At 66.0% G+C, this 23172-nt stretch carries 19 protein-coding genes; 10 read left to right on the top strand and 9 right to left on the bottom strand.

Annotated elements, in window-relative coordinates; genetic code table 11:
• Positions 1-147: 147 nt before the first annotated feature.
• The 4 genes from fliS to ACOJTD_RS21075 form a co-directional block, all read right to left on the bottom strand.
• Complete coding sequence (gene fliS, locus ACOJTD_RS21090; RefSeq protein WP_420134815.1) at positions 148-567, bottom strand: flagellar export chaperone FliS; 420 nt, start codon at positions 565-567, stop codon at positions 148-150.
• Positions 567-2279, bottom strand: coding sequence for a flagellar filament capping protein FliD (gene fliD, locus ACOJTD_RS21085; protein WP_420134814.1), 1713 nt, complete (start codon positions 2277-2279; stop codon positions 567-569). The genes fliS and fliD overlap by 1 nt, the downstream gene beginning before the upstream one ends.
• 61 nt (positions 2280-2340) lie before the next feature.
• Complete coding sequence (locus ACOJTD_RS21080; RefSeq protein WP_420134813.1) at positions 2341-3165, bottom strand: flagellin; 825 nt, start codon at positions 3163-3165, stop codon at positions 2341-2343.
• A 137-nt stretch (positions 3166-3302) separates the two neighbouring features.
• Entirely contained in the window at positions 3303-3998 is a 696-nt protein-coding gene (locus tag ACOJTD_RS21075; protein WP_420134812.1) for an RNA polymerase sigma factor, read from the bottom strand.
• A 672-nt stretch (positions 3999-4670) separates the two neighbouring features.
• Between ACOJTD_RS21075 and ACOJTD_RS21070 the strand changes: the two genes are divergently transcribed.
• From ACOJTD_RS21070 to ACOJTD_RS21030, 9 genes are all read left to right on the top strand, one after another.
• A complete protein-coding gene (locus tag ACOJTD_RS21070) occupies positions 4671-6959 on the top strand; it encodes a hypothetical protein (protein WP_420134811.1) in 2289 nt (762 codons plus the stop codon).
• Positions 6960-7012: 53 nt separating this feature from the next.
• Entirely contained in the window at positions 7013-8344 is a 1332-nt protein-coding gene (locus tag ACOJTD_RS21065) for a hypothetical protein (protein WP_420134810.1), read from the top strand.
• A 12-nt stretch (positions 8345-8356) separates the two neighbouring features.
• Positions 8357-8866, top strand: a complete 510-nt coding sequence (locus tag ACOJTD_RS21060; protein ID WP_420134809.1) for a hypothetical protein — start codon at positions 8357-8359, stop codon at positions 8864-8866.
• A gap of 190 nt (positions 8867-9056) precedes the next feature.
• A complete protein-coding gene (locus tag ACOJTD_RS21055; protein WP_420134808.1) occupies positions 9057-9725 on the top strand; it encodes a flagellar hook assembly protein FlgD in 669 nt (222 codons plus the stop codon).
• Between the two features lie 19 nt (positions 9726-9744).
• On the top strand, positions 9745-11010 hold the full coding sequence (gene flgE / locus ACOJTD_RS21050; RefSeq protein ID WP_420134807.1) for a flagellar hook protein FlgE: 1266 nt from the start codon (positions 9745-9747) through the stop codon (positions 11008-11010).
• The gene (locus ACOJTD_RS21045) at positions 11007-11270 is read left to right on the top strand and encodes a hypothetical protein (RefSeq protein ID WP_420134806.1); all 264 of its coding nucleotides are present in this window, start codon (positions 11007-11009) and stop codon (positions 11268-11270) included. Before flgE ends, ACOJTD_RS21045 begins: the two co-directional genes overlap by 4 nt.
• Before the next feature lie 27 nt (positions 11271-11297).
• On the top strand, positions 11298-11756 hold the full coding sequence (locus ACOJTD_RS21040; protein ID WP_420134805.1) for a flagellar protein FlgN: 459 nt from the start codon (positions 11298-11300) through the stop codon (positions 11754-11756).
• 22 nt (positions 11757-11778) lie between these two features.
• Positions 11779-13545, top strand: a complete 1767-nt coding sequence (flgK, locus tag ACOJTD_RS21035) for a flagellar hook-associated protein FlgK (protein WP_420134804.1) — start codon at positions 11779-11781, stop codon at positions 13543-13545.
• A gap of 13 nt (positions 13546-13558) precedes the next feature.
• Positions 13559-14467 (top strand): flagellin, encoded by a 909-nt coding sequence (locus ACOJTD_RS21030; protein WP_420134803.1) that lies wholly within the window; start codon positions 13559-13561, stop codon positions 14465-14467.
• A gap of 55 nt (positions 14468-14522) precedes the next feature.
• Here ACOJTD_RS21030 and ACOJTD_RS21025 read toward each other — a convergent pair whose 3' ends face one another.
• Positions 14523-15080: an HNH endonuclease gene (locus ACOJTD_RS21025; protein ID WP_054163507.1), complete on the bottom strand. Its 558-nt coding sequence runs from the start codon at positions 15078-15080 to the stop codon at positions 14523-14525.
• 286 nt (positions 15081-15366) lie between these two features.
• On the opposite strand from ACOJTD_RS21025, the gene cysK reads away from it, so the two are divergent.
• Complete coding sequence (gene cysK / locus ACOJTD_RS21020) at positions 15367-16359, top strand: cysteine synthase A (protein ID WP_420134802.1); 993 nt, start codon at positions 15367-15369, stop codon at positions 16357-16359.
• A gap of 376 nt (positions 16360-16735) precedes the next feature.
• On the opposite strand, the gene glgA is transcribed toward cysK, so the two are convergent.
• The 4 genes from glgA to ACOJTD_RS21000 all read right to left on the bottom strand — a co-directional run bounded on the left by glgA (position 16736) and on the right by ACOJTD_RS21000 (position 23102).
• On the bottom strand, positions 16736-18187 hold the full coding sequence (gene glgA, locus ACOJTD_RS21015; RefSeq protein ID WP_420134801.1) for a glycogen synthase GlgA: 1452 nt from the start codon (positions 18185-18187) through the stop codon (positions 16736-16738).
• On the bottom strand, positions 18184-19446 hold the full coding sequence (gene glgC, locus ACOJTD_RS21010) for a glucose-1-phosphate adenylyltransferase (protein WP_420134800.1): 1263 nt from the start codon (positions 19444-19446) through the stop codon (positions 18184-18186). Before glgC ends, glgA begins: the two co-directional genes overlap by 4 nt.
• Positions 19447-19735: 289 nt before the next feature.
• Entirely contained in the window at positions 19736-22048 is a 2313-nt protein-coding gene (locus ACOJTD_RS21005) for an FdhF/YdeP family oxidoreductase (protein ID WP_420134799.1), read from the bottom strand.
• A 115-nt stretch (positions 22049-22163) separates the two neighbouring features.
• Positions 22164-23102, bottom strand: coding sequence for a 1-phosphofructokinase family hexose kinase (locus tag ACOJTD_RS21000; protein WP_420134798.1), 939 nt, complete (start codon positions 23100-23102; stop codon positions 22164-22166).
• Between the last annotated feature and the right edge of the window lie 70 nt (positions 23103-23172).

The following is a 23172-nucleotide window of genomic DNA, read 5'->3' as shown; positions in this document are numbered from 1 at the left end:
CACGGCGGGCCCCTCGGCCCATCGAACGGAATGATCCTGACGTGCAGCGGCTCCGATTCGATCGGCACCGCGCCACCAGGTCCGTCATAAAGCATTTGGCGCCCGCCGGAAATCGCTTTCCGGCCCGTGCCGGCCTCGGCCCATTACTCAGCGCTGCGGTGGACGGTCGGAGCTGCCGGCCCGCGCCGTGGTCTCGACGTATTCCCACGCTTCGCGCAGCTCGGCGATGCCGTCGATGATGCGCTGCAGGTTCGCGCCTGCGTGAGGCCGGCCGGACGCGCGCAGCGAGGCCAGCACCAGCGCATTGTAAGTGTGGAACAGCCGCTCGGCGAGCGCGCCACCCCGGCCGGAATCGAGATAATGGCTCAGGCCGCGCAGGATCGCGGTCGCCCGCACCACGCATTCATGCGCCTCTTCGAACCGGCGCGCCTCCTGCGCCTCGATCGCCCGGCGGAGCTGCGTGATGGCGCCGGCGTGAAGCATCACCACCGCCTTCAGCGGCGGCACGGCCACGGCGGCGCCGCGATAGGCCTGGTTGGCCCGCTGGGCCATCGAATGCTGGGTCATCAATTACTCGAACTGGCGTTGAGGAGGGCTTTCAGATAGGTCAGCGTATTGTCGGCGCTGGCGATCGCCGCCTGATAGTTGGCATATTGCGTCTGCAGCTGGCTCTTGTAGGTGGCCGCCGCCGCGGTGATGTCGTCGACCTTCTGCTGCAGATCGGAATCGCGGCTCTGCAGGCCGCTGATCATCGTTTGCAGCGAACCGCTGGTTGACGAGGTGCTGTTCGCGATCTGGTAGAGCTGCGACGCGATACCCGAGGTGGAAGTCACGGTGATCGACTGCGCTGTCGTGCCGCTGTAGGTGAAGGCCATCCCCGCATAGGCGGTGCCGGCCGCCCCGATGATGGTGGTGCCGCTCACCGTGAACAGCGACGAGTCGCCGTTGACCGACGCGCTGGCGAGATTGCCGCTGGAATCCACCGCGAGATCCAGCGTGAAAGATTGCGGCGCCGTGCCGGTGTTGACGACGGAAAGCTGGCTCGACGAGGTCGTGGTCTGCGCCGACAACAGCTTTGTGACACCGGCGAGATTAGTCGACAGGATGCTGGACAGCGTGCTGGTGTCGAGTTCGAGCTCGTTCTTCTCGTTGAAGGACAGACCGATCGCGGTCATCGATAGCCCGCCGACGGTGGTGTTCAACGCGGCTTCCAGCCGGCTGGTGATATCCCGCATCGTGCTGTCGCCGAACAGCACCGCGCTGTCGGACGCCGTCCCGTCCGAATTGGTCGCCTGCTGGGCGATCACCGCGTCGCGATAGGCGTTGTAGTTGGTGACGAAGGTCTGCAGCGCCGAGCTGATCTGACTGGTATCGGTGCCGATGCTGATGTTGATGCTGGAACCGGTCGGCGTCGCCTGCAGCAGATTGAACGTCACGCCAGTCAGCACGTCGGAGATGTCGTTGGTATCGCGCGTCATCGAGATGCCGTCGAGCGTGAACGCCGCGGACTGGGCGGTCTGCAGCACGTTCGAAAAGCTGCCGGAACTGTCGGTGAAGCCGAGCGTGTTCAGAACATCATCACCGGACACGCTGGAATACTGAATGTCGGCGGCGTCCTGCGTCGCGGTCAGCACCATCCGATACGACCCACTCGACACCTGTACGATCGAAGCCTCGACGTTGGTGGTCGAACTCTGTGCATTCACGGCATCGACGATGTCCTGCAGCGACATCGTGCTGGTGATCGAAATGTCCGCGCTGCTGCCGCCGGCGAGGCCGAGCGAGATGGTGCCGCTGCTGCCGAGCGCATCGGTGCTGCTCGATTGCGTCGCGCTCATCACCTTGTGGGCAGTCGCGATCTGGCTGATCGTCAGGGTGTGGTCGCCGGTCGCGGCGCCGTTCTTCACCGACATCGACAGCGCCGACGAGGCGCTTACGTCGCCGGTCGAACTCAGCGTCGCGGCGCGGGTGGCGAACACGTTGGTGGCCAGCGAATTCACCACGGCGGTCGCCAGCGAGGACAGCCCGGAGGACAGCGTGCTGAGGTTGGTCTGCAGCGTCTGATAGGCGGCGATCTTGGCTTCGTTGGCGGTGATCTTGGTCGAGATCGACGTCGCCGCCGCGAGCTTGGCGTTGACCGCCGAGGCGATCAGCGAATCCCAATCGACGCTGGTGGTGGTCGAGGTTCCGGACGTCGTCACCGACGTGCCGGACGACGACGAGGTCGCGCTGCTCGTGGTGGCGGCGGTGCTGGATGTCGTGCTGCTGACCGAAGTCATGGCGTCGGATCGATCTCACGGTGATGCCGGGCCGGCCGTGACCGGCCCGGCGAGGGCATCATCAGCCGAGCAGCTTCAGCAGATATTGCGGCATCTGGTTCGCCGCGGCTTCGGCCGAGACGGCTGCCTGGGTCTTGACCTCCGCGGAGGACAGTTTGGCCTGCTCGGAGGCGATATCGACATCCTTGATGGCCGAGTTCGCCGACTGCAGATTCTGGGTCTGGGTCGAGATCGAGTCGGCGCTGAAGTTGAACCGCGACTCCTGCGCGCCGATGCTGGCACGCGCCGCCGAGACCGTGTTGATCGCGGTGTCGAGCGAGCTCAGCGCCGTGGTGGCACCGGACTGCGTGCTGACGTCGAGGCTGGAGACGCCGAGCGTCGCCGACTTCAGGTCGGACAGCGTGATCGTGATGGTGTCGCTGCCCTGCGTGCCGACCAGCACCGAGACACCCGAAGCAAACACGCTGGTGCCGTCGAGCAGGCTCTGGCTCGAGTAACGCGTGCCGCTGGCGATCGAGTCGATCTGGCTGGAGAGCTGTGAGAATTCAGAGTTGATGTAGGCGCGGCTCGAATCCGTGGTGGTGCCCGAGGCGGATTCGGACGCCAGCGATTTCATGCGGGCCAGGATGTCGCTGATATTGGACGCGCCGCCGTCGGCGGTCTGCAGGATGGCGACCGCCTGCGACGCATTGGTGGCGGCCTGCTGCAGCGTCGTGACGTCGGAGGAGATCCGGGTGGAGATCGCAAGACCGGCCGCGTCGTCGGACGCCGAGGTGATGCGCGAGCCGCTCGCCAGTTTCGACAGCGAGCTGGTCTCCTGCGCGGAGTTGATGTTGAGATAGCGGACCGCCGAATTGGCCGCCGTGTTGGTCGAAATCGCGGGCATAGCAAGGCTCCTGTGCTGATCGGCGTGACCAGCCGCGTCGCGGCGATGACACCGGACGCGGATCGTCCCCGTCTGATGTTCGAACGGAAGGAGCCGCCTCGATCAGGCGGCAAAGACGCGCAGCGGCGAGTTTATGGTCAACAGTCGGTAAATGCGCCGCGCAGGTCGCGCTCGTGTCCGCGCAGCAGCGCGCGAAGCTGTTGGCGGCCGCGCTTCAACAGCGATTCGACCGCATAGACGGTGCTTTCCATGACTTCGGCGATTTCGCCGTTACTCATGTTCTCGTGATACGACAGGATCAATGCGAGGCGCTGCTGCTCCGGCAGCCGCTGCATCGCGGTTTCCAGCATCCCGCTGAGTTCGTTGCGCTCGATCACGCGGCTCGCATCGAGCTGGGCGTCGGCGACCTCGGGGACGGCATCGACATTCTCGGTGCGCGGCTTGCGGCGCAGATCGATGCAGCGATTGCTGATGACGCGGTACAGCCAGGTCGAGAATTTGGCGCGGCCGTGCTGCCACCGGCCGCGATGCGTCCAGACCTTCAGCATGGTGTCCTGCACCACATCCTCGGCATCGGCCGCGTTGCCGAGAATGCGCAGCGCGATCGCATAGCCCCGATCGATGTGCCGCTCCACCAGCGCGCGGAAAGCGGCTTCGTCTCCGGTCGCGAGCCGGTCGAGCAGCGGCGCGTCTTCGTCGAATACGAACTCGGAGCTCGCCGGCGGCACGTCGGGGACGAGAGTCGGCGCCATCTCGGGCGAGGTGTCGTGATCAGGCGCGAGCGCCGCGACGCTGGCCTCAGCAGGCGCCGAGATTTCGACCGCGTAAGTCATCCCACATCCTCCAACCCGCAACGCCGCTGGCGCCAAACCAGTCTGGCCTCGTCGTGTTGAACGGCCGTCCCGCCCCAAGCAGGCGCGGTATTTTGATTATTTTTCAAATAGTTAGTAGGAATGTTTTGCCGACCGGACGGCAATATTTGCCTCCTTGTCCGGCTGATCGGCGCTCCGATGCACAGCGCAGACCACATCGACACACCAAGGGGGCCCGCCGGCCGACCGAGCGGCTCTCCCCTCGCGACGCGCAGCGCGATCGGCGCGCGAGCCGGCTGACACCATCGGCACAGACGCGACGAACGATCACCATCGCGTTGGCGACGTAGCCGTTCTCGCGAATTAGCGACGAGTGGTGAGTTCCGAATCATGCACTCGACACTAACGCAATTTGTCGCGGTGTCAGTCGATGATCAGCAGCATTTCGATCACGAACTAACTTTTAGCGTCGCCCGCCGCCTGCTTATCGATTACCACGCGTTGAACCGACGACAAATAAGCGGATTACGACGCATGACGGCGCTATCGATCGGCGGCCTACGTCGAACGCAGACGCAGCGCGCGTGCTCGTTCGATGTTTTCGATACATTTCTGGTACGTGCCTGCACGACGCCAACCGGCGTATTTGAAAGGGCTTATCAGCTTTCGGGCATTTCCGATGATGATCGGAATATGTCTGATGGTTTCTGTCAGCATCGCATCCTTGCTGAATCCCGCGCGCGCGCGAAAGCAAAGCAGACACGCGGCTCGGCCGAGGTGCATATCGCCGAGATCTATTCCTGCTTCCCGTTCAAACTGTTCGGGCTCGATGCGGGCGCGATTGATCGACTGGTGGAAGCGGAATTCAGCGCCGAGCTCGACCTGTGCCGGACAAATCCGGAAATACTCGCGCAATATCTCGACAACAAGCGCGCCGGCCACCGCGTCGGATTCATCTCTGATACGTATTGGGATTCGGCGCGGCTCGGGCAACTGTTGCGGGCGTGCTGCCCCGAGCTCGCCTGGGATTTCCTCTACGCCTCCTGCGACCACCGCAGCAGCAAGAGCGAGTCGCTGTTCGCCGCCTATGTGGCGGAGCAAGGGATCGATACCGCCTTGGCCTTGCATGTCGGCGACAATCCGCAGGCCGACATCGAGGGCGCGCGGCGCTTCGGCATCCGGGCGCGGCACTATCCGCAGGCCGGCGCGAGGCTGACGTCGCGGCTGCAGCGCGAGGCCTCGCTGTTCGAACTGCTGTGCGACGATCACCCGCGGCAGCTCGATCATGGCGCACGCACGCTGCGGCGGATGGTGGCGGCGCGCAGCGCGGAGAAATCGCCGGCGCATCATCTCGGCGTCACCGTGGTCGGACCGGTGATGCGCGCGTTCGATGCTTTCGTGGCGGATCGTCTGGCAAAGCTCGAGCAGCAGGGCCGCCGCGTCGGCCTCGCCTTCCTCGGCCGCGACGGCTTCCTGTCGTACCGGGTCTGGCAACAGACGCGTGCGACACCCGCCTGCTATCTCGAAGTCAATCGCCGCGTCAGCCTGATCGCCTCGGCCGATACGCTCGAGCCGCTGTGCGAATTGTTTCGCAAGATTCCGAAGATCGACGCCGCGACGTTCCGCGACATGATGAAGCTGCTGCCGCCGGCAGTCACACGCTTCTTCGCCGACCATCCCGGCGGCATCGCCACTGGCGCCGATCTCGCCGACGCGCTGCCGACCCTGCTGCGCCCGCGCGATGTCGCCGACCTCGCGGCCGGGCTCCGGGCCCGGCTGATCGGCTATCTGCAACGGACGATAGCTGATTTCGACGCGCTGACCGACGTCGTGCTGGTCGATGTCGGCTATTCGGGCAATGTGCAGAAAGCGCTGAACCGCGCGCTACGCCTGGACGGCAGATCCGTCCGCCTGCACGGGCTGTATCTGTTCGCCCTCGACGACGCGCTCGAGGATATTCCGGAAGGCGACAGCGCCGAGGGCTTCATCTGCGATCGCACCGTAACGCCGCACGTCAATCGCATGCTGGTGCGCAATGCGCTGATTCTGGAGCAGATCTGCTGCGCACCGGAGGGATCGGTCCGCGACTATCAGCACGGCCGCGTGGTGCGCGAAGCCAATCCGCGGCCGGCCGCGCAGATCGCGCGATGCGCCGAGATCCAGGCCGGCGCGCTCGCCTTCACGGCAGCGGCCGGCGCCGTCGCCACGGATTATAGGCTGTCGCCTGACGACGACCTTGCGCGGTCGGCGGCCTGGAGCGCCGCCACGATCGGGCGATTGTTGCTGCTGCCCGACGACGAGGAGCTCGCGCTGTTCGGCGACTTCCAGCACGACGTCAATCTCGGCACCGCGACGCTGGCGCCGATGATCGACGGCGATTTCATCCGTAAGCAGATCGTGGCGCGCGGCCTCTCCGCCGCCTGCACCACCGCCCCGCCGCCGATGTGGATCGCCGGCAGCTTCGCGGCGCTATCACCGTCGCTGGCCTATTCCTATGCGCTGTTCGGCGCCAATCGACTGTCGTCCGATGTAGTCGGCGAGGCGCCTTGCGGCACGCTGCAGGTTGGTCTGTTCGGAGCCGACGGCAGCGCCACGCTGCAGACCGTCACGGTATTTCTCACCGGCCTCGGCGATCTGCGCCTCCGCGTCCCGGTCTCGCAGCAAATGGGCCTCGCGATGATCGCGCTGCCGCTCGGCAAGCTCGCGCGCGAAGGGCTACTCGACGGCGTCGTGCTGCAGCAGGGCAAGACAATCACCGAGGCTGCGCATGGGCAGGAGGTCGTGAGCGTTCCGGCCGCGCAACTGATCGATGCCGGACTGCGCCGCAGCGGCCGTCATTATCTGGCTGATCAGGACGAGGCGTGCCTGCTGGTCCAACTCGGCCCACTGCCATCACCGGTCGCGATCTACACGCTGGCGGTGACGCCGCTCGGCGCAGGCCGGCCGCTCGCCGCCAGCGCCGACGAAAACGCGCGCGCCTGATCCCGCGCGCTCGGCCGTTCAAGGGGCAGCTTTCCCTTTTGCGGTCCACCATCTTGCACGCTTCCGATCATGTCCCCGCAGACCTCGCCTCCCTGCTGCGCTCCGCCGAGCTTCGGCTCAACGCCGCGCAGCGCCGCCGGCTCGGCTGGCTGGTCATGCAGTTCGGCGCAGCCAGGCTATATCGGCGAGGCGACAAGCTTCGGCCCGAGGATGGGCTGATCATCGTCACCGATCCTCTCAACAGTGCCGGCGCCGAGCTGTTCTATCGCAGCCTGCGGCCCGGTTGCGTCGTCGTCGTGCCGTTCGGCGAGAATCCGGTGTTCGATTTTCTGAAATCGAAGCTGACCGAATACGGCACGGTGGGCACGCACGGCGCCGACGGCCCGCACGAGCTGTGGTGGGGTGGCATCGGCCCGATCGAGACGCTCGTGCCGCGCGCCGCGACGGCCGAGCGGCTACGGGTGGTGAGCTGTTATCCGCGCCGGGGCGACGATCAGGGTGCGATCCGGCTGCGGCAAGCCGTCGAGCGCCACCAGCTCGCCGCGCATATCGAACCGATCGACAGCGCATTCGACGATCGCCTGCAGTGCGCCGAGAAGGCCGACTTCATCGCGCGAATGTGGGACCGCTTCGCCGAACCGCTGCTGTTCGTCGAGGCGGGGGCCGATCTGCACGAGGCGCCGCTGATACCGACACGGCTGGCCTGCGATCTCGCGGTCCATAAATGGAATCGCTGGGAGATGTCGGCCCGAACGATCTACCTCGGCCGGACCGCCGCTGCCGAAGCCTTCCTCGCCGTCTGGCAGCAGCTCGCCGAGCTGTGCCCGACTGTGTGGGAAGGCGCGCTGCTCGATCAGGCCTGGTGCCTGGCGACCTCGCAGCGGTCGCTCGACACGGTCTGGCTGCCACGCTCATACCACGCGCTGGTCGGGGATCTGTCGGAGAGCAAGGCAACGATCGTCCACGATCTGCGCAGCACCACGGCCGATCTCGGACCCGACCCGAGCTTCGCGGCAATCGCCCGCGCGCCGCGACGGGCCGGCCGGACCGGACCTCGCGACGCCCTCGTGGTGATGCAGTCCCCCTCGCCTTCGACCGACAGCGTTGCGGTGATTCTGCACGATGTCGGCACGGCGGACGCCCGCGCTGTCGCCGCCACCATCGATGCCGCGACCAGCGCATTCGCCGCCGAATGCGGCGGCTTCGGCCGGCTCGAACTGACGCTGTGTGCCTGGCGCGACGAGGTCGATGCCGCGCGACGGGCAGCGCGCTCGGGCCGCGCCAGCGTGCTCGAAATCCTGCCCGGCCAGCCGATCCCGCCCGATCTCTTTGCCTCGCTCGCGAGCGGACGCGGCAGCGCCGTCGTCCCGGTGCCGCGCATCTGAAGGATACGCCCGATGCTCAAGACCATCATCCTGTTTGCCGGCCGCCCCGACTATCAGCACGCGCTGACGCTGCTGCTCCGCGAGCACAATCCGGGCCTGTCGATCTGGACCGACGTGTCGCCTTCCGATCTCGATCTGCTCGAGCCGGAGGTGCTGAAGGATTCGCGGCTGGTCTGCTTCGGCGACACGCCGCCGCTCGCCGATGATGTCGTGAAGCAACTCGGCCACGGCGCCTACCAGTTCTATGCGGCGCCGTTGCAGCACCCTGGCCTGCCGCCTCAAACCGACGCCGAAGCAGCCGATGACGCCCCCTGCGTATCGGTGATCGCGCAGGCGATCGGCCAGCATCCCACCTGCGACAACATCATCGGTATCGAGACGTTCACGTTGCCGCCGAGCGTCGAGGATTCGGCCCGCGAGCGGATCGCTTTCACACGCCTCGCCCACATGTTCTGGCGGATGTCGCACGCGCTCGCCTGCGACACGACGCTGTCGGATGTCCAGCGCACACGGCTGAACTAAGCGCCACGACCACGTCCCGCGCTAGGCAAATTCTGCCGACTAATCAATTCATTAGCTCCTCAGAATCCGCGCCTGGATTCGGCCGCCGCCCCGTTTGATCAGCAGGCGGCCCCACGGACTCCGCCCAAGACCATCCGTTTTCACCACGCCCTCGCTGCGCACCGTGCGGCGAAGCCTGGAGGCTTGCGACATGACCAGCGTTGCCGCGACCACCGCGTCGGCCGCCACCACCTCGACGAGCACGACGAGTTCGTCGTCGTCTTCCACCTCTCTCAGCTCCAGCGACTTTCTCAGCCTTCTGGTCAGCGAACTGCAGAATCAGGATCCGCTGAACGCCACCAGCACAACCGATTTCATCAATCAACTGACGTCCTACGCCAATTTCACCGAACAGCAGAACACCAATGCCAGCATGAGCTCGCTGGCGAGCTCGTTCTCGAGCCTGGTGACGCTGAATTCGGTCAACTACATCGGCCACACCGTCGAAGCCAAGACCGACACAGCCACGTTGTCCGGCGGTTCGGCGACATTCGGCTACACCCTGTCGTCGGCCGCGTCGGACGTGGCGATCAGCATCAAGGATTCGTCCGGCAACACGGTGTGGAGCGGCACCGGGAGCGGCACCGCCGGCTCCAACAGCTTCACCTGGGACGGCAAGAATTCAAGCGGCACGCAACTCTCCGACGGCGGGCAGTACAGCATCTCGGTGACAGCGACCGACGCCGCCGGAAACTCCGTCTACCAGTACTCGACCGTCAGCGGCACCGTCACCGGCATCGACACCTCGACCAGCACGCCGTCGCTGCTGGTCAACGGCGTGGCGGTCAGCGCCAGCAACGTCATCGGCGTCACGTCGTGATCGCAGCCGGAGCAGTGTCATGAGTCTCAGCGGCGCACTCTCTTCGGCGATCTCGGCGCTCAACGCGCAGAGCCAGTCCTTGTCGATGATCTCCGACAACATCGCCAATTCGGATACCACCGGCTACAAGACCACCTCGGCGATGTTCGAGAATCTGGTGACGGCGTCGAGTAGTTCGTCGTCCTACGCGTCGGGCGGCGTCACCGTCTCGGGCCGCGCCAATATCAGCCAGCAGGGCCTGCTGGCCGCGACCAGCAACGCCACCGACGTCGCCATCCAGGGCAGCGGGTTCTTCGTCACCTCGGATGCGGCCTCCGGCGGCACCACCTACTACACGCGCAACGGCGCGTTCTCGATCGACAATTCCGGCTACCTGGTCAACAACGGCTACTATCTCGAAGGCTGGCGCACCGACGCCGACGGCAACGTGGTCGGCGATGCGTCCTCGTCGAGCCTCACCCCGATCAACACCCAGGTCGCCTCGACCAGCGGCAGCGCTACCACCAAGACGACGTTCGCGGCGAATCTGCCGGCCGACGCCGAAACGGGCGCCACCTATTCGAGTTCGATGACGGTGTACGATTCACTCGGCACCGCGAATTCGGTCGCGGTGACCTGGACCAAGACCGCCGCCAACGCCTGGACAGCGAGCTTCGGCAACCCGACGCTGTCGTCAGACACCAGCAAGACCACGGGCACAACCTCCGGCTCGGTGGCGATCACCTTCAACAGCGACGGCTCGCTCGCTTCGACCAGCCCGAGCCCGGCGACGATTGCGGTAAGCGGCTGGACCGACGGTGCGTCGGACTCGACCGTCTCGCTCGACCTCGGCACCGTCGGCAGCACCAACGGGCTGACCCAATACGCCTCCGGCCTGACGACGCCGGCCATCAACGTCACCAGCATTTCGTCGGACGGCCTCGCCTACGGCAAGCTCTCCAGCATCAAGGTCGGCAGCAACGGCGTCGTCAACGCCACCTACTCGAACGGCCAGACCATCGCGATCTACAAGATCGCGGTCGCGACCTTCAAGGATCCGAGCGGCCTCTCCGGCAACAGCTACGGCATGTACTCGGCGACGGCGGACTCCGGCAGCGCGTCGGTGCAGACCTCGGGTGCGAACGGCGCCGGCACCATCTACGGCTCCGAACTGGAATCCAGCACGACCGACACGTCGAGCCAGTTCAGCAGCATGATCTCGGCGCAGCAGGCCTATTCGGCGGCCTCGCAGGTGATCACCACGGTGAACAAGATGTTCGATACCTTGATCTCGGCGATGCGATGACGCGCCGCCCGGACCACGACGAGCACCTCGATACGCTGCTGCCCAGCCTCGCGCGGCTGAAGTTGCGCGCCGCGCGGGCCGGCGGCGGCGCCGAGGCCGATCTCGTCGCCTTGATCGACGCGATCGAGCGGATCCGCCGCGAGCTGGCGCGCGGCCGCGAACGCGTCGCCGCCGAACTGGCGCGGGCGACCGAGCGGACGACAGCGATTACCGCCTATGCGCGTGGAGCCAACGCGGCCGGGCGATCCGGCCGGCACTGAACTCTGATGAAGACGGGAACGGCGACGATGAAACAGGCAGGCCATGGCAATCCCGCCCGGACGGGCATCAGCGACGAGCGCGCGCTGGCGATGATCCAACTGATCGACGAGCTGATTCTGGTGATCGACGACGAGAACACCGAACTCGCTAAAGGGCTGCCCGCCTCGCGGCTCAAGCAGGTCGACGAGAAGGCACGGCTGGCCGAGCTGTTCGAACGCTGGGTCGCGGACTGCACAGGCGGATCGAACGTCATCCACGTCCAGAACCCGCAGCTCCGAGACCGGCTGGTCGATCGCGTTCTGCAACTGCGCGGCGCGATGGACGAAAACCTGGTGCGGCTGCGCGCCGCGATGGAAGCGAGCCACCGCCGCATCGACGCGGTGATGCAGGCGATCCGCGAACAGCTCGCCAGCGCCTCGCCCTACGGCGCCGGCGGCGCGCGCGCGGTGCGTGCCACGTCGGTCGGGACCAGCATTCGCGCCTGACGTCGCAGCGGAGGAGGCCGCCATGTCGCTCAACATCGCCCGAAGCATCGCCTTCAGCGGCTTGTCGGCGACGCAGGTGCAGATCTCGGTGGCATCGGCGAACATCGCCAATGCCGACACCACCGGCTACACCAAGAAGACCGCCAACCAGGCCAGCAGCGTCACCGCCGGGGTCGGCACCGGCGTCACCGTCACCGGCATCACCAGCACGGTCGACCGCCTGCTGCTGAAGTCGCTGATCGCCTCAAACTCTGACCTCGGATCGGCCGATACGCTCAACAGCTATCTCGGCTCGCTGCAGCAGCTCTACGGCTCGACCAGCAGCTCCGGCAGCACGTCGACCGGCACTTCGCTGGCCAATACGCTCGCCTCGCTGGAGTCGGCGTTGTCGTCGCTGGCGGCGACGCCGTCGAGCAGTTCGCTGCAGTCGAACGCGGTGAGCGCACTGGAAGCGGTGGCGTCGCAGCTGCGCGAGACGTCGAGCGGCATCCAGAAGCTGCGCGGCAACGCCGACCAGGACATCGCCTCCGCGGTCAGCGGCATCAACGACGATCTGTCGCGCATCGCGGATCTCAACACCGCGATCCGGCAGGCCGCGGCGGCCGGTCAGTCCACCGCCGATCTGGAGGACGAGCGCAACACCGCGCTGCAGGACGTCTCCTCGCAGATGAACATCTCCTACTACACGGCGGCGAACGGCGACCTGCAGATCTCCACCACCTCCGGCCAGGCGCTGGTCGACAGTTCGGCACACACGCTGAGCTACACGCCGGCGTCGAGCGTCAGCGCCTCGACCTCCTACGGCAGCGGCGGCTTCAGCGGCATCATGGTCAACGGCGTCGACATCACGTCGCAGATCAGCTCAGGCAAGGTCAGTGCGCTGGTGACGCTGCGTGACAGCACGCTACCGGCGGTCCAGTCGCAGCTCGATACGCTGGCCACACAGCTCGCCACCACCCTCAACGCCGTCTCGAACGCGCAGACGTCTCTTCCCCCGCCAGCCAGCCTCACCGGCTCGGCCTCGGTGTCGAGCAGCGATGCGCTGTCGGCGACCGGCACGGTACGGCTCGCGGTCACCGATTCCAGCGGCAAGCTGGTGTCGTCGGCCGATCTCGACCTGTCGTCTTACGCGACGGTCGGCGACCTCGTCAGCGCCGTCAACGGCATCTCCGGATTGTCGGCCTCGATCAATGCCGACGGCCATCTGGTGATCAAGGCGACCGGCAGCGGCAACGGCGTCGCCATCAACCAGATGACCAGCGCGGCCGGCAGCAGCGGCGCAGGGTTCTCCAGCTATTTCGGCCTCAACGATCTGGTCACCGCGACCGGCGCCTCGGATTTCGCGGTGCGCAGCGATCTTCTGTCGGGGGCGACTTCGCTGCCGCTGGCGACGCTCGATTCGTCAGCGACGCTCACGACCGGCTCCGTCGTGGTGACGTCCAACGCCGCCAGCGTGGTCGATACGCTGTATCAGAAGCTGACCGGCGCCACGAGCTTTGCGGCGGTCGGCGGCCTGTCCGCCACGACGGGTTCGTTCGCCGATTACGCCGCCGCGATCGTATCGAACGTCGCCAGCCGGGCCTCGCAGGCGTCCAGCACCTACACCGCCAAGGAGGCGGCGCAGTCGACCTATGCCAGCTCGCTGTCGTCGCAATCCGGCGTCAATCTCGACGAAGAGACGGCGAACATGAGCGAGCTGCAGAACAAGTACTCCGCGGCCTCGGAGCTGATCCAGATCATCAACACGATGTTCTCGGCGCTGCTCACCGCCGTTCAGTCGGCAGGCTGAGCGGAGCGGCGCCATGACCATGCGGGTCGCGACCTTCGCGCTGTCGGGCCAGATGATCTCGGACGCACTGCGAATTCAGGCCAAGACCGCCGACCTTCAGCTGCAGGAATCCTCCGGCGTGAAGTCCGAGACGCTGGCCGGCTACGGCGCCGACGCGCAGCACGTCGTCAATCTCCAGGTCGGTCTCACCCGCGCGCAGTCTTACATCGACGCCGCGACGCTCGCGAGCGGCAAAGTCCAGGCGATGTACTCGGCCGTGGGGTCTATGACCGACGTGATGACGCAGCTGCGTTCGCAGCTCAGCGCCGCCTCGACCGGCAGCGCCACCGAGACCACCTCCGTGATCAGCTCGGCGCAGGACATGCTGAAGTCGATGGCCTCGCTGCTCAACACGCAATATGACGGCCAGTACCTGTTCGCAGGCGGCAAGACCGACACCGCGCCGGTCGATCTGTCGAGCTACGTGTCGGGCTCCGGCTCGACCACCGTCGCGGACACCGGTTACTACAAGGGCGACGATCAGGCTGCCGCGGTCCGCGTCAGCACCGATCGCTCGGTGTCGTACGGGGTCACCGCCGACAATTCGGCGTTCGAGCAGGCGATGCGGGCCCTGCGCTCCGTAGCGAACAGCAGTTCACTCTCGGCAAGCGACATCTCCAGCGCGCTCGATCTCGCCGGAACGGCGCTCGATTCGATCGCCGCCGTACAGGAGAAGCTGTCCAACAATGCTTCGGCGATCCAGGACGCCAGCACTCGCCAGAGCGACTACAAGAGCTTTACCGAGACGCTGGCGAGCGACCTGACCTCGGTCGATGTTGCCGCGGTCACGGCACAGCTTTCGACCTATCAGTCGCAGCTCACCGCATCCTATTCGGCGATCGGCAAGATCCTGAACCTCAATCTGGCCAGCTATCTGAAGTGACCGCTGCCCGCTTGGGTGCAACGACCCTCGCCGCGCCGGCGCAATGCGACTCCTGCTACGGATCGAGCTCGGTGTCCCAGTACAAGTAGTCGAGCCAGCTCTCGTGCAGATAGTTCGGCGGGAACAGCCGGCCGTTGCGGTGGAGCTGGTGGACCGTGGGGGCGAAGGCGGTCTGGCGGGGAAACATCTTGGCCTGGGCCGGCGTCAGATTGCCCTTGCGCAGATTGCACGGCGAGCACGCCGCCACGACGTTCTCCCAGGTGGTCTGGCCGCCCTTGGAGCGCGGGATGATGTGGTCGAAGGTCAGATCGTCCGGTGCGCCGCAATACTGACAGGAGAACTTGTCGCGCAGGAACACGTTGAACCGCGTGAAGGCCGGATGGGTCGACGGCTTCACGAAGGATTTCAGCGAGACGACGCTGGGCAGTCGGATGTCGAGATTGGGGCTGTGAACCGCGCGGTCGTAGTGCTCGACGATGTTGACGCGATCGAGAAACACCGCCTTGATCGCGTCCTGCCACGACCAAAGCGATAGCGGATAGTAGCTGAGCGGCCGGAAGTCCGCGTTCAACACCAGCACCGGCCAACCGCCTTGCGAGACATGCGCGTTCAAGAAACGCTCCTGACTCCCGTCCGATCGACGCTGCGAAGCAGCATGCACAAGGGATACTACAGCCAGCGTGACGCCGTTGTGAAGGGCGCGGGACGAATTGGCAGCCATTCCGCTACGGGATTTCCGTCCAAATCGGAAGTTTTCAGGAGAATGGTCGTTCCGGAACACGGATCTACGGAGGCGATTGTTCCATATTTACCGGCCGCGTTGACGACCGCGTGATCCGCATATCAGATGAGTAGCAAACAGCTCTCCCTTCGACCCTGAATCCAGCCAGGAGACGTCCATGTCCACTGCAGCCGCCGCTTCCATCAAACCGACCGCCCCCGCGCATCAGCCCGGCCGTGGCCGAGTCTACGACTCGATCGCCGACGCCTATGGCGATACGCCGCTGGTCCGGCTGAACCGGCTGCCCGGGCTGAACGGCGTCAAGGCGACGATTCTGGCCAAGCTGGAGTATTTCAACCCGGCCTCCAGCGTGAAGGACCGCATCGGCGCCGCGATGATCGCCGCCATGGAGCGCGAAGGCATCATCAAGCCCGACACCATCCTGATCGAGCCGACCTCCGGCAACACCGGCATCGCGCTGGCCTTCGTGGCCGCCGCGAAGGGCTATCGGCTGAAGCTGGTGATGCCGGAATCGATGTCGATCGAGCGCCGCAAGATGCTGGCCTTCCTCGGCGCCGAGCTGGTGCTGACCGAGGCTGCCAAGGGCATGAAGGGTGCTATCGCCAAGGCCGAGGAGCTGATCGCCTCGACCCCGAACGCGGTGATGCCGCAGCAATTCAAGAACCTCGCCAACCCGGAGGTGCACCGGCGCACCACCGCCGAGGAGATCTGGAACGACACCAACGGCGCCATCGACATCTTCGTCGCCGGCGTCGGCACCGGCGGCACCATCACCGGCGTCGGCCAGGTGCTGAAGCCGCGCAAGCCGTCGCTCAAGGTCGTGGCCGTCGAGCCGGTGGAAAGCCCGGTGTTGTCGGGCGGTGCACCCGGCCCGCACAAGATTCAGGGTATCGGCGCCGGCTTCGTGCCGGACATCCTCGACCGTTCGGTGATCGACGAAGTGGTGCAGATCGCCGGCCCGACCGCGATCGAGACCTCCCGCGCGCTGGCACGGCACGAAGGCATCCCGGGCGGCATCTCGTCCGGTGCCGCGATCGCGGCGGCGATCGAACTCGGCAAGCGCCCGGAAAACGCCGGCAAGACCATCGTGGCGATCGTGCCGTCGTTCTCGGAACGTTATTTGTCGACGGCGCTGTTCGAAGGCGTGTGAGGCGGCCTCACCCCACCGACGCGTCGCAGGTACCCGGGGCGCTGGCCCCACAGAAGCTGGTCATCGCCCGGCTCGTCCGGGCGACCCAGTATGGCAAAGCGCCCGCGTGGTGAGCACGCGGCGTAACAACGATCTCACTGGAATACTGGATCCCCGCATTCGCGGGGATGACGGCCGAGGATGCGATGGGCGCTGCCGCAAATGAGCGCCGCCGCATATGAGCCATGGCCCCAAGCGCGTCATTCCGGGACCGTGCAGCGGCGAACCCGGAATCTCGAATGTTGTTTGATACGACTGAGCCTGAGATTCCGGGTTCGCTCCGCTTCGCGGAGCGCCCCGGAATGACTCGGGGAGAGTCAGCGGACCGTAGTAAGCGTCAGCTCTCCGCCACCAGCTCGCGATACAGCTTCGCGTAGTGCTGCGCCGGATTCTTCCACGACACGTCTGTGGTCATGCCGTTGATCTGCAGATTGCGCCACGTCGTGTGGTCGGCGTAGAGCGCGCTGGTCTTGGTCAGGGCCTTGGCCAGCATCTCGGCCGTCACCGGCGAGAACTGCACGCCGGTCGCGACGCCGGTGGCGATCGCCATCTCGTTGGCGTCCACGACCGTATCGGCGAGGCCGCCGACCCGTGCCACCACCGGCACCGCGCCATAGCGCAGCGCGCAGAGCTGGGTCAGGCCGCAGGGCTCGAACCGCGACGGCACCAGCAGCACGTCGGCGCCGGCCTGGATCTGATGCGCCAGCGCTTCGTCATAGCCGATCACCGCGCCGACCTGCCCCGGATGTGCCAGCGCAGCAGCGCGGAAACCTTCCTCGAGCGGCGCGTCGCCGGAGCCGAGCAGCGCCAGCTGGGTCCCGTCCGCCAGCAGGCCGGGCAGCACCTCGAGCAGCATGTCGAGGCCCTTCTGCCAGGACAGCCGGCTGACCACGCCGAGCAGCAACGCGTCCGCATCGGTCTTCAGCCCGAACCGCGTCTGCAGCGCCTGCTTGTTGCGGGCGCGGGCGCCGATCGTCTCCAGATCGTAGGTCGCGGCGATCAGCGCGTCGGTGGCCGGGTCCCACACTTGGGTGTCGACGCCGTTGAGGATGCCGCTCAGCCGGTCGGCGCGCAGCCGCAGCAAGCCCTCCAGCCCCATGCCGGCTTCGCTGGCCTGGATCTCCTGCGCGTAGGTCGGCGACACCGTGGTGATGCGATCGGCGAGCTGCAGGCCCGCCTTGAGATAGCCGATGCCACCCCAATATTCGACGCCGTCGAGGCTGAAGGCGCGCGCCGGCAGGCCGAGCCGCTCCAGCAGCTCGCGTTCGAACCGGCCCTGATAGGCGAGATTGTGAATGGTGAAGACCGTCTTCGGTCCTTGCCGCTCCGAATAGCGCAAATAGGCAGGGACTAAGCCCGCCTGCCAGTCGTGCGCGTGCAGCACGTCCGGCACGAAGGCGGGCAGCAGCCCCTGGCCGATCTCGGCCGCGACCTTGGCGAGCGCGGCGAAACGGAAGGCGTTGTCGGGCCAGTCCTTGGCATCCGGACCAACATAGGGATTACCGGGGCGGACATAGAGATGCGGCGCATCGAGCACCAGCAGCTCGAGCTCCTCGCAACGCGCGGTCAGCAGCCGCGCGCTGCCGCCGAACAGATCGGCGAAGCTGTGCACCGGCTGCGGATTCTCGATGCCGCCGAGCACCGCCGGATAGCCGGGCACCAGCGTGCGCATCGCGATGCCGTGCGGCTTCAGCGCGGTCGGCAGCGCGCCGGTGACGTCGGCAAGACCGCCGGTCTTGATCAGCGGGAAGATTTCCGACGCGATCGACAGCGCCGTCAGCGTCGTCATTGGTCGAGCTTCTCGATCATGGCGCGGGTAATCAGACAGATGCCGTTCTCGGTGCGCCTGAACCGCTTGGCATCGAGTTCAGGATCCTCGCCGACCACGAGGCCGGGCGGCAACTTGACCTCGGCGTCGACCACCACGTTCTTCAGCCGGCACGAGCGGGCGATGTCGGCATAGGGCAGGATCACCGCGCCTTCGACATGCGAGTAGGAGTGCACGCGCACGCCGGTGAACAGCAGCGTGTGCCGCAGCGACGCGCCCGACACGATGCAGCCGCCCGACACCAGCGACGACACCGCCTCACCGCGGCGGCCATCCTTGTCGTGGACGAATTTGGCCGGCGGCGTGATCTCGCCATACGTCCAGATCGGCCATTCGCGATCGTACAGGTCGAGCTGCGGCACGATGTCGGTCAGGTCGATATTGGCGGCCCAATAAGCGTCGACGGTGCCGACGTCGCGCCAGTAGCTGGTCGCCTCGGAATTCGAGCGCCGGCAGGATTTGTCGAACAGATGCGCGACGGCTTTGCCGTTCTTGACGATGTAGGGGATGATGTCCTTGCCGAAATCGTGCGACGAATTCGGATCGGCCGCATCGCGGCGCAGTTCGTCGAGCAGGAATTTGGTGTCGAACACGTAGATGCCCATGCTGGCGAGCGACTTGTCGGGCTTGCCGGGCATGGCCGGAGGATCGGCGGGCTTCTCCAGAAACGACTTGATGACGTCCTTGGCGTCGACATGCATCACGCCGAACGCGCGCGCCTCGCTGCGATCGACCTCGAGACATCCGACCGTCACGTCGGCGCCCTGCTCGACGTGCTGCTGCAGCATCTTCTCGTAGTCCATCTTGTAGACGTGATCACCGGCCAGCAGCACGATGAATTTCGGATCGTAGCTCTCGATGATGTCGATGTTCTGATAGACCGCGTCCGCAGTGCCTCGATACCACATGTCGTCTGAGACACGCTGGCTCGCCGGCAGGATGTCGAAGCTCTCGTTGCGTTCCGGGCGGAAGAAGTTCCAGCCGCGCTGCAGATGCCGGATCAGGCTGTGCGCTTTGTACTGCGTCGCGACCGCGATGCGGCGGATCCCGGAGTTGAGCGCATTCGACAGCGCGAAATCGATGATGCGCGACTTGCCGCCGAAATACACCGCCGGCTTGGCGCGCCAGTCGGTCAATTCCATCAGCCGGCTTCCGCGCCCTCCTGCCAGCACATAGGCCATGGCGTGGCGGGCGAACGGAGCGGTGACACCTTGACTCATGAAGCCTCTCAATATGCCGTCCATGGCGGACGTTGCGGTTCAGGCGATCTGCCGCATCCGGCTTGGGCCGAGGCCTGCGCCAGGCAAGCCTCAGTTTGGCGGACGCGGTGAAGCGTTGCAATGCCGCGGCGCGGGCGGCGACGCGGCGAAATGACATTTCGGTTGGCGGCTCGAAGGAGTTCGAGACGTCCGGCATGGCATGATTCGACGTCCACGGGTTTGCGCCGAATCATCCCAGACAAACGATCGATGCAAGTGAACTTCCGATGACGTCCGCGGACCACGCGGCTCAGGCGCGAATCCGGACCGGCACGGATTTGTTGGCGGGGGTTTTCGATTCCTTGTCGTGGTGGGTCAGCGGGATCAGCGGATTGAGCTCGGGGTAATAGCCGGCGAGGCAGCCATCGGGCAGCCGGAACGGCGTTACCTTCAAGGGCCCGACCTCACGATGCAGGCCGTCGGCCGCGTCGCTCTCCAGCCACACCATCTGGCCATCCGCGAGGCCGGCCTTGGCCATCTCGTCCGGATTGATCAGCAGCACGTCGCGCCGGCCTTCGATGCCGCGCAAGCGGTCGCTCATGCCGTAGATCGTCGTGTTGAACTGATCGTTGGAGCGCAGCGTCATCAGCCGGTAGCGGCCGGGCGCGTCGTCGAAGCCGAGCGAACTCAACCGGTCCGGCGTGGTGAATTCCGCCTTGCCGCTTTCGGTTTTCCAGATCCGCTCGCGCGCCGCGTTGCCCTTGTAGAAGCCGCCGGGCGTGAACATCCGGCCGTTGAAGTCGTGGAACATGTCCGGGTAGCTCTCGGCGATCAGGTCGCGCACCTTGCCGTAATCGCCGACCCACTCGTCCCAGCGCACCTTGGGATTGGATGGCAGCGTCGCCTTGGCGATGCCGGCGACGATCGCGAGCTCGGATTTCAGATTGGCGCTGGCCGGCTGACGCAGGCCGATTGACCCCTGGATGCAGCTGAAGGTGTCCTCCATGGTCACGGTCTGCGGGCCGCTGGCCTGGACGTCCTGCTCGGTGCGGCCAAGGCACGGCAGCAGATAGGCGACTTGGCCGTTCATCAGATGGCTGCGGTTGAGCTTTGTGGCGATCTGCACGGTGAGCTGCATCCGCGTCCAGGCTTTCTCCAGCACCTCCTGATCGGGAATCGCACGAACGAAATTCCCGCCGAGACCGATGAATGCCTTGACCTTGCCTTCGAGCAGGCCGTGGCAAGCTTCGACCGTGTTCATCCCCTTGTCGCGCGGCGGGGCGAAGCCGAACTGCTCGGCCATCTTGTCGAGCGGCACCAGCTCCGGCTTTTCGGAGATGCCGACGGTGCGCTGGCCCTGCACATTGGAATGGCCGCGCCCCGGCGAGATGCCGGTGCCGTCGCGGCCGATATTGCCCGTGAGCAGCAGGAGATTGAGCAGCATCGCGACGTTGTCGAAGCCGTGCACATGCTGGGTGAGGCCCATGCCGTAAACGCCGATGACGCGGTCGGCTTCGACATAGACCTGCGCGGCGGCTTCGATCGCGGCGCGCGTGAGGCCCGACTCCGCCTCGATCTGCTGCCACGGCGTCGCCCGCACCTTGGCCTCGAATTCATCGAGCCCGTGGGTGTGCGCCTCGATGAACGCAACGTCGAGCACGCGCTTGCCTTGCAGCTTCGCCTCGTCGTCCCTGGCGAAGACGTGCTTGCACATGCCGATCAGCACGGCGATGTCGCCGCCGGCCTTGACCTGGTGATACTGGCTCGAGATCGGCGTCTCGCGCCCGGTCAGCATCTCGGTCGGGCTCTGCGGATTGACGAAGCTTTCGAGGCCTTTCTCGCGCACCGGGTTGAAGGTGACGATCGGCACGCCCCGCTTGGCGGCCTCCTGCAGCGGATGCAGGAAGCGCGGGCTGTTGGTGCCGGTGTTCTGGCCGAAGAAGAACATCGCGTCGCACTTGGCCAGATCGTCGAACACCACCGTGCCGACGCCGACACCGATCAGCTTCTTCAGCGCCACCGAGGTCGTCTCGTGGCACATGTTGGAGCTGTCCGGCAGGTTGTTGTTGCCATACAGCCGCGCGAGCAGCGCGTAGAGGTACGACGTCTCGAGGCTGGCGCGTCCGGACGCGTAGAAGATCACCGATTTCGGATCGAGTGCGCGCAGGTGCTCGCCGATCGCCTGAAACGCCTCGTCCCAGCCGCAGGGCACGTAGCGATCGGTCGCGGGATCGTAGCGCAGCGGATCGGTCAAGCGGCCCTGCATTTCAAGATCGTGATCGCTCCAGCCGCACAGCTCGGTCACCGTGTGGTCGGCGAAGAATTCGGGCGTGCAGCGCGCGGTCGTCAGCTCCCATAGCGTCGCCTTGGCACCGTTCTCGCAGAACTCAAAAGTGTGATAGTCGGCCGGCTTGGCCCATGAGCACGACACGCACATGAAGCCTTTCGGCTTGTTCTGGCGCATCAACGTCTCGATCACGGTCGGCGTATTCCATTCCTTGCCGAAAATCCGCGCGATGCCCTGCAGCGAGCCCCAGCCGCCGGCCGGGCCGTCATACTCGACCATGCGCTCGCCGGATTCGGGAAGGTCGGCTTCGTGCAGTCGGGTATCGTCCTGGGCCATGTTCCGCTCCTCGCTCGCGCGCCCGCGCAGCGGTCGGACAACAGGCGGTTCCGGCAACAGTTCCGAAATGAACGATGGCGCTCGGCATTGTGAGCCGAGGCCCCTGAGCAACGCCTCAGAGCCGCTCGATCACCACCTCGCGGCAAAGCCGCTCGACATCCGCAGGCCGGCACAGTTCGGTGCCGTGCATCGTGAGCGAGGCCGAGCCCGACGCCAGCGCGCGGCGGAAGGCGTCCTCGATCGACAGGCCTTGCGCCAGGCTGTAGGCGATCGCGCCGAGAAAGCTGTCGCCGGCCCCCACCGTCGAAACCTGAGCGACCGGCAGCGCCGGCGAACGCAGCGCCTCGTCCTTGGTGACCAGCAGCGCGCCGAGATGGCCGAGCGACAGCGCCACGATCTCGACCTTGCCGGCCTCGATCTGCTGCCGCGCCGCCGCGACGTAGTCCTGGTCGTTGGCGAGCGGCCGGCCGGCCAGCTCCTGCATCTCGCGCAGATTCGGCTTGATCAGCGTGACGCCCTGCGCCAGCGCGGCCACCAGCGGCGCCCCGGAGGTGTCGAGAAAGAACTTGGCGCCGATCCGCTTCGCCACCGCGGCGGCCTGGGCGTAGAAATCGGCAGGCACGCCGGGCGGCAGGCTGCCGCTGCCGACCACGATCTTCGGGGCCGGCGAGGTGCCGCCGAGAATTTCCAAGAGCCCGCGCCATTCGCCTTCTGCCAGCGGCAGTCCGGGCAGCACGAAGCGGAATTGCTGGCCAGTTGCGGCCTCGGTGACGGAGAAATCCTCGCGGGTTTCGGCTTCGGATTCGACGACGCGGCTCGGGATCTGCTCGCGGTCGAGCAGCGAACGCAGCAGCCGGCCGGTGAAGCCGCCGGCCGGGAAGATCGCCTCGACATCGCCGCCGAACCGCTTCACCACCCGCGCCACATTGATGCCGCCGCCGCCCGGATCGCGCTGCTGCGCGGCGCAGCGCAGCTTGCGGCTGGGCACCATGCGCTCGATCGAGGTCGACAGATCGATCGCAGGATTGGGCGTAAGGGTGACGATATCGACCATCGCGAATGGTCTCCGGGTCTGGCGTGCGTGGGGAAACGCGAGGGATGAAAGACATGGGCGCGCGCCAACT

Origin of the sequence: Rhodopseudomonas sp. (genome assembly GCF_048594845.1) — a bacterium.
Lineage (GTDB): Bacteria > Pseudomonadota > Alphaproteobacteria > Rhizobiales > Xanthobacteraceae > Rhodopseudomonas.
This window is presented reverse-complemented; position numbering and strand designations above follow the sequence as displayed.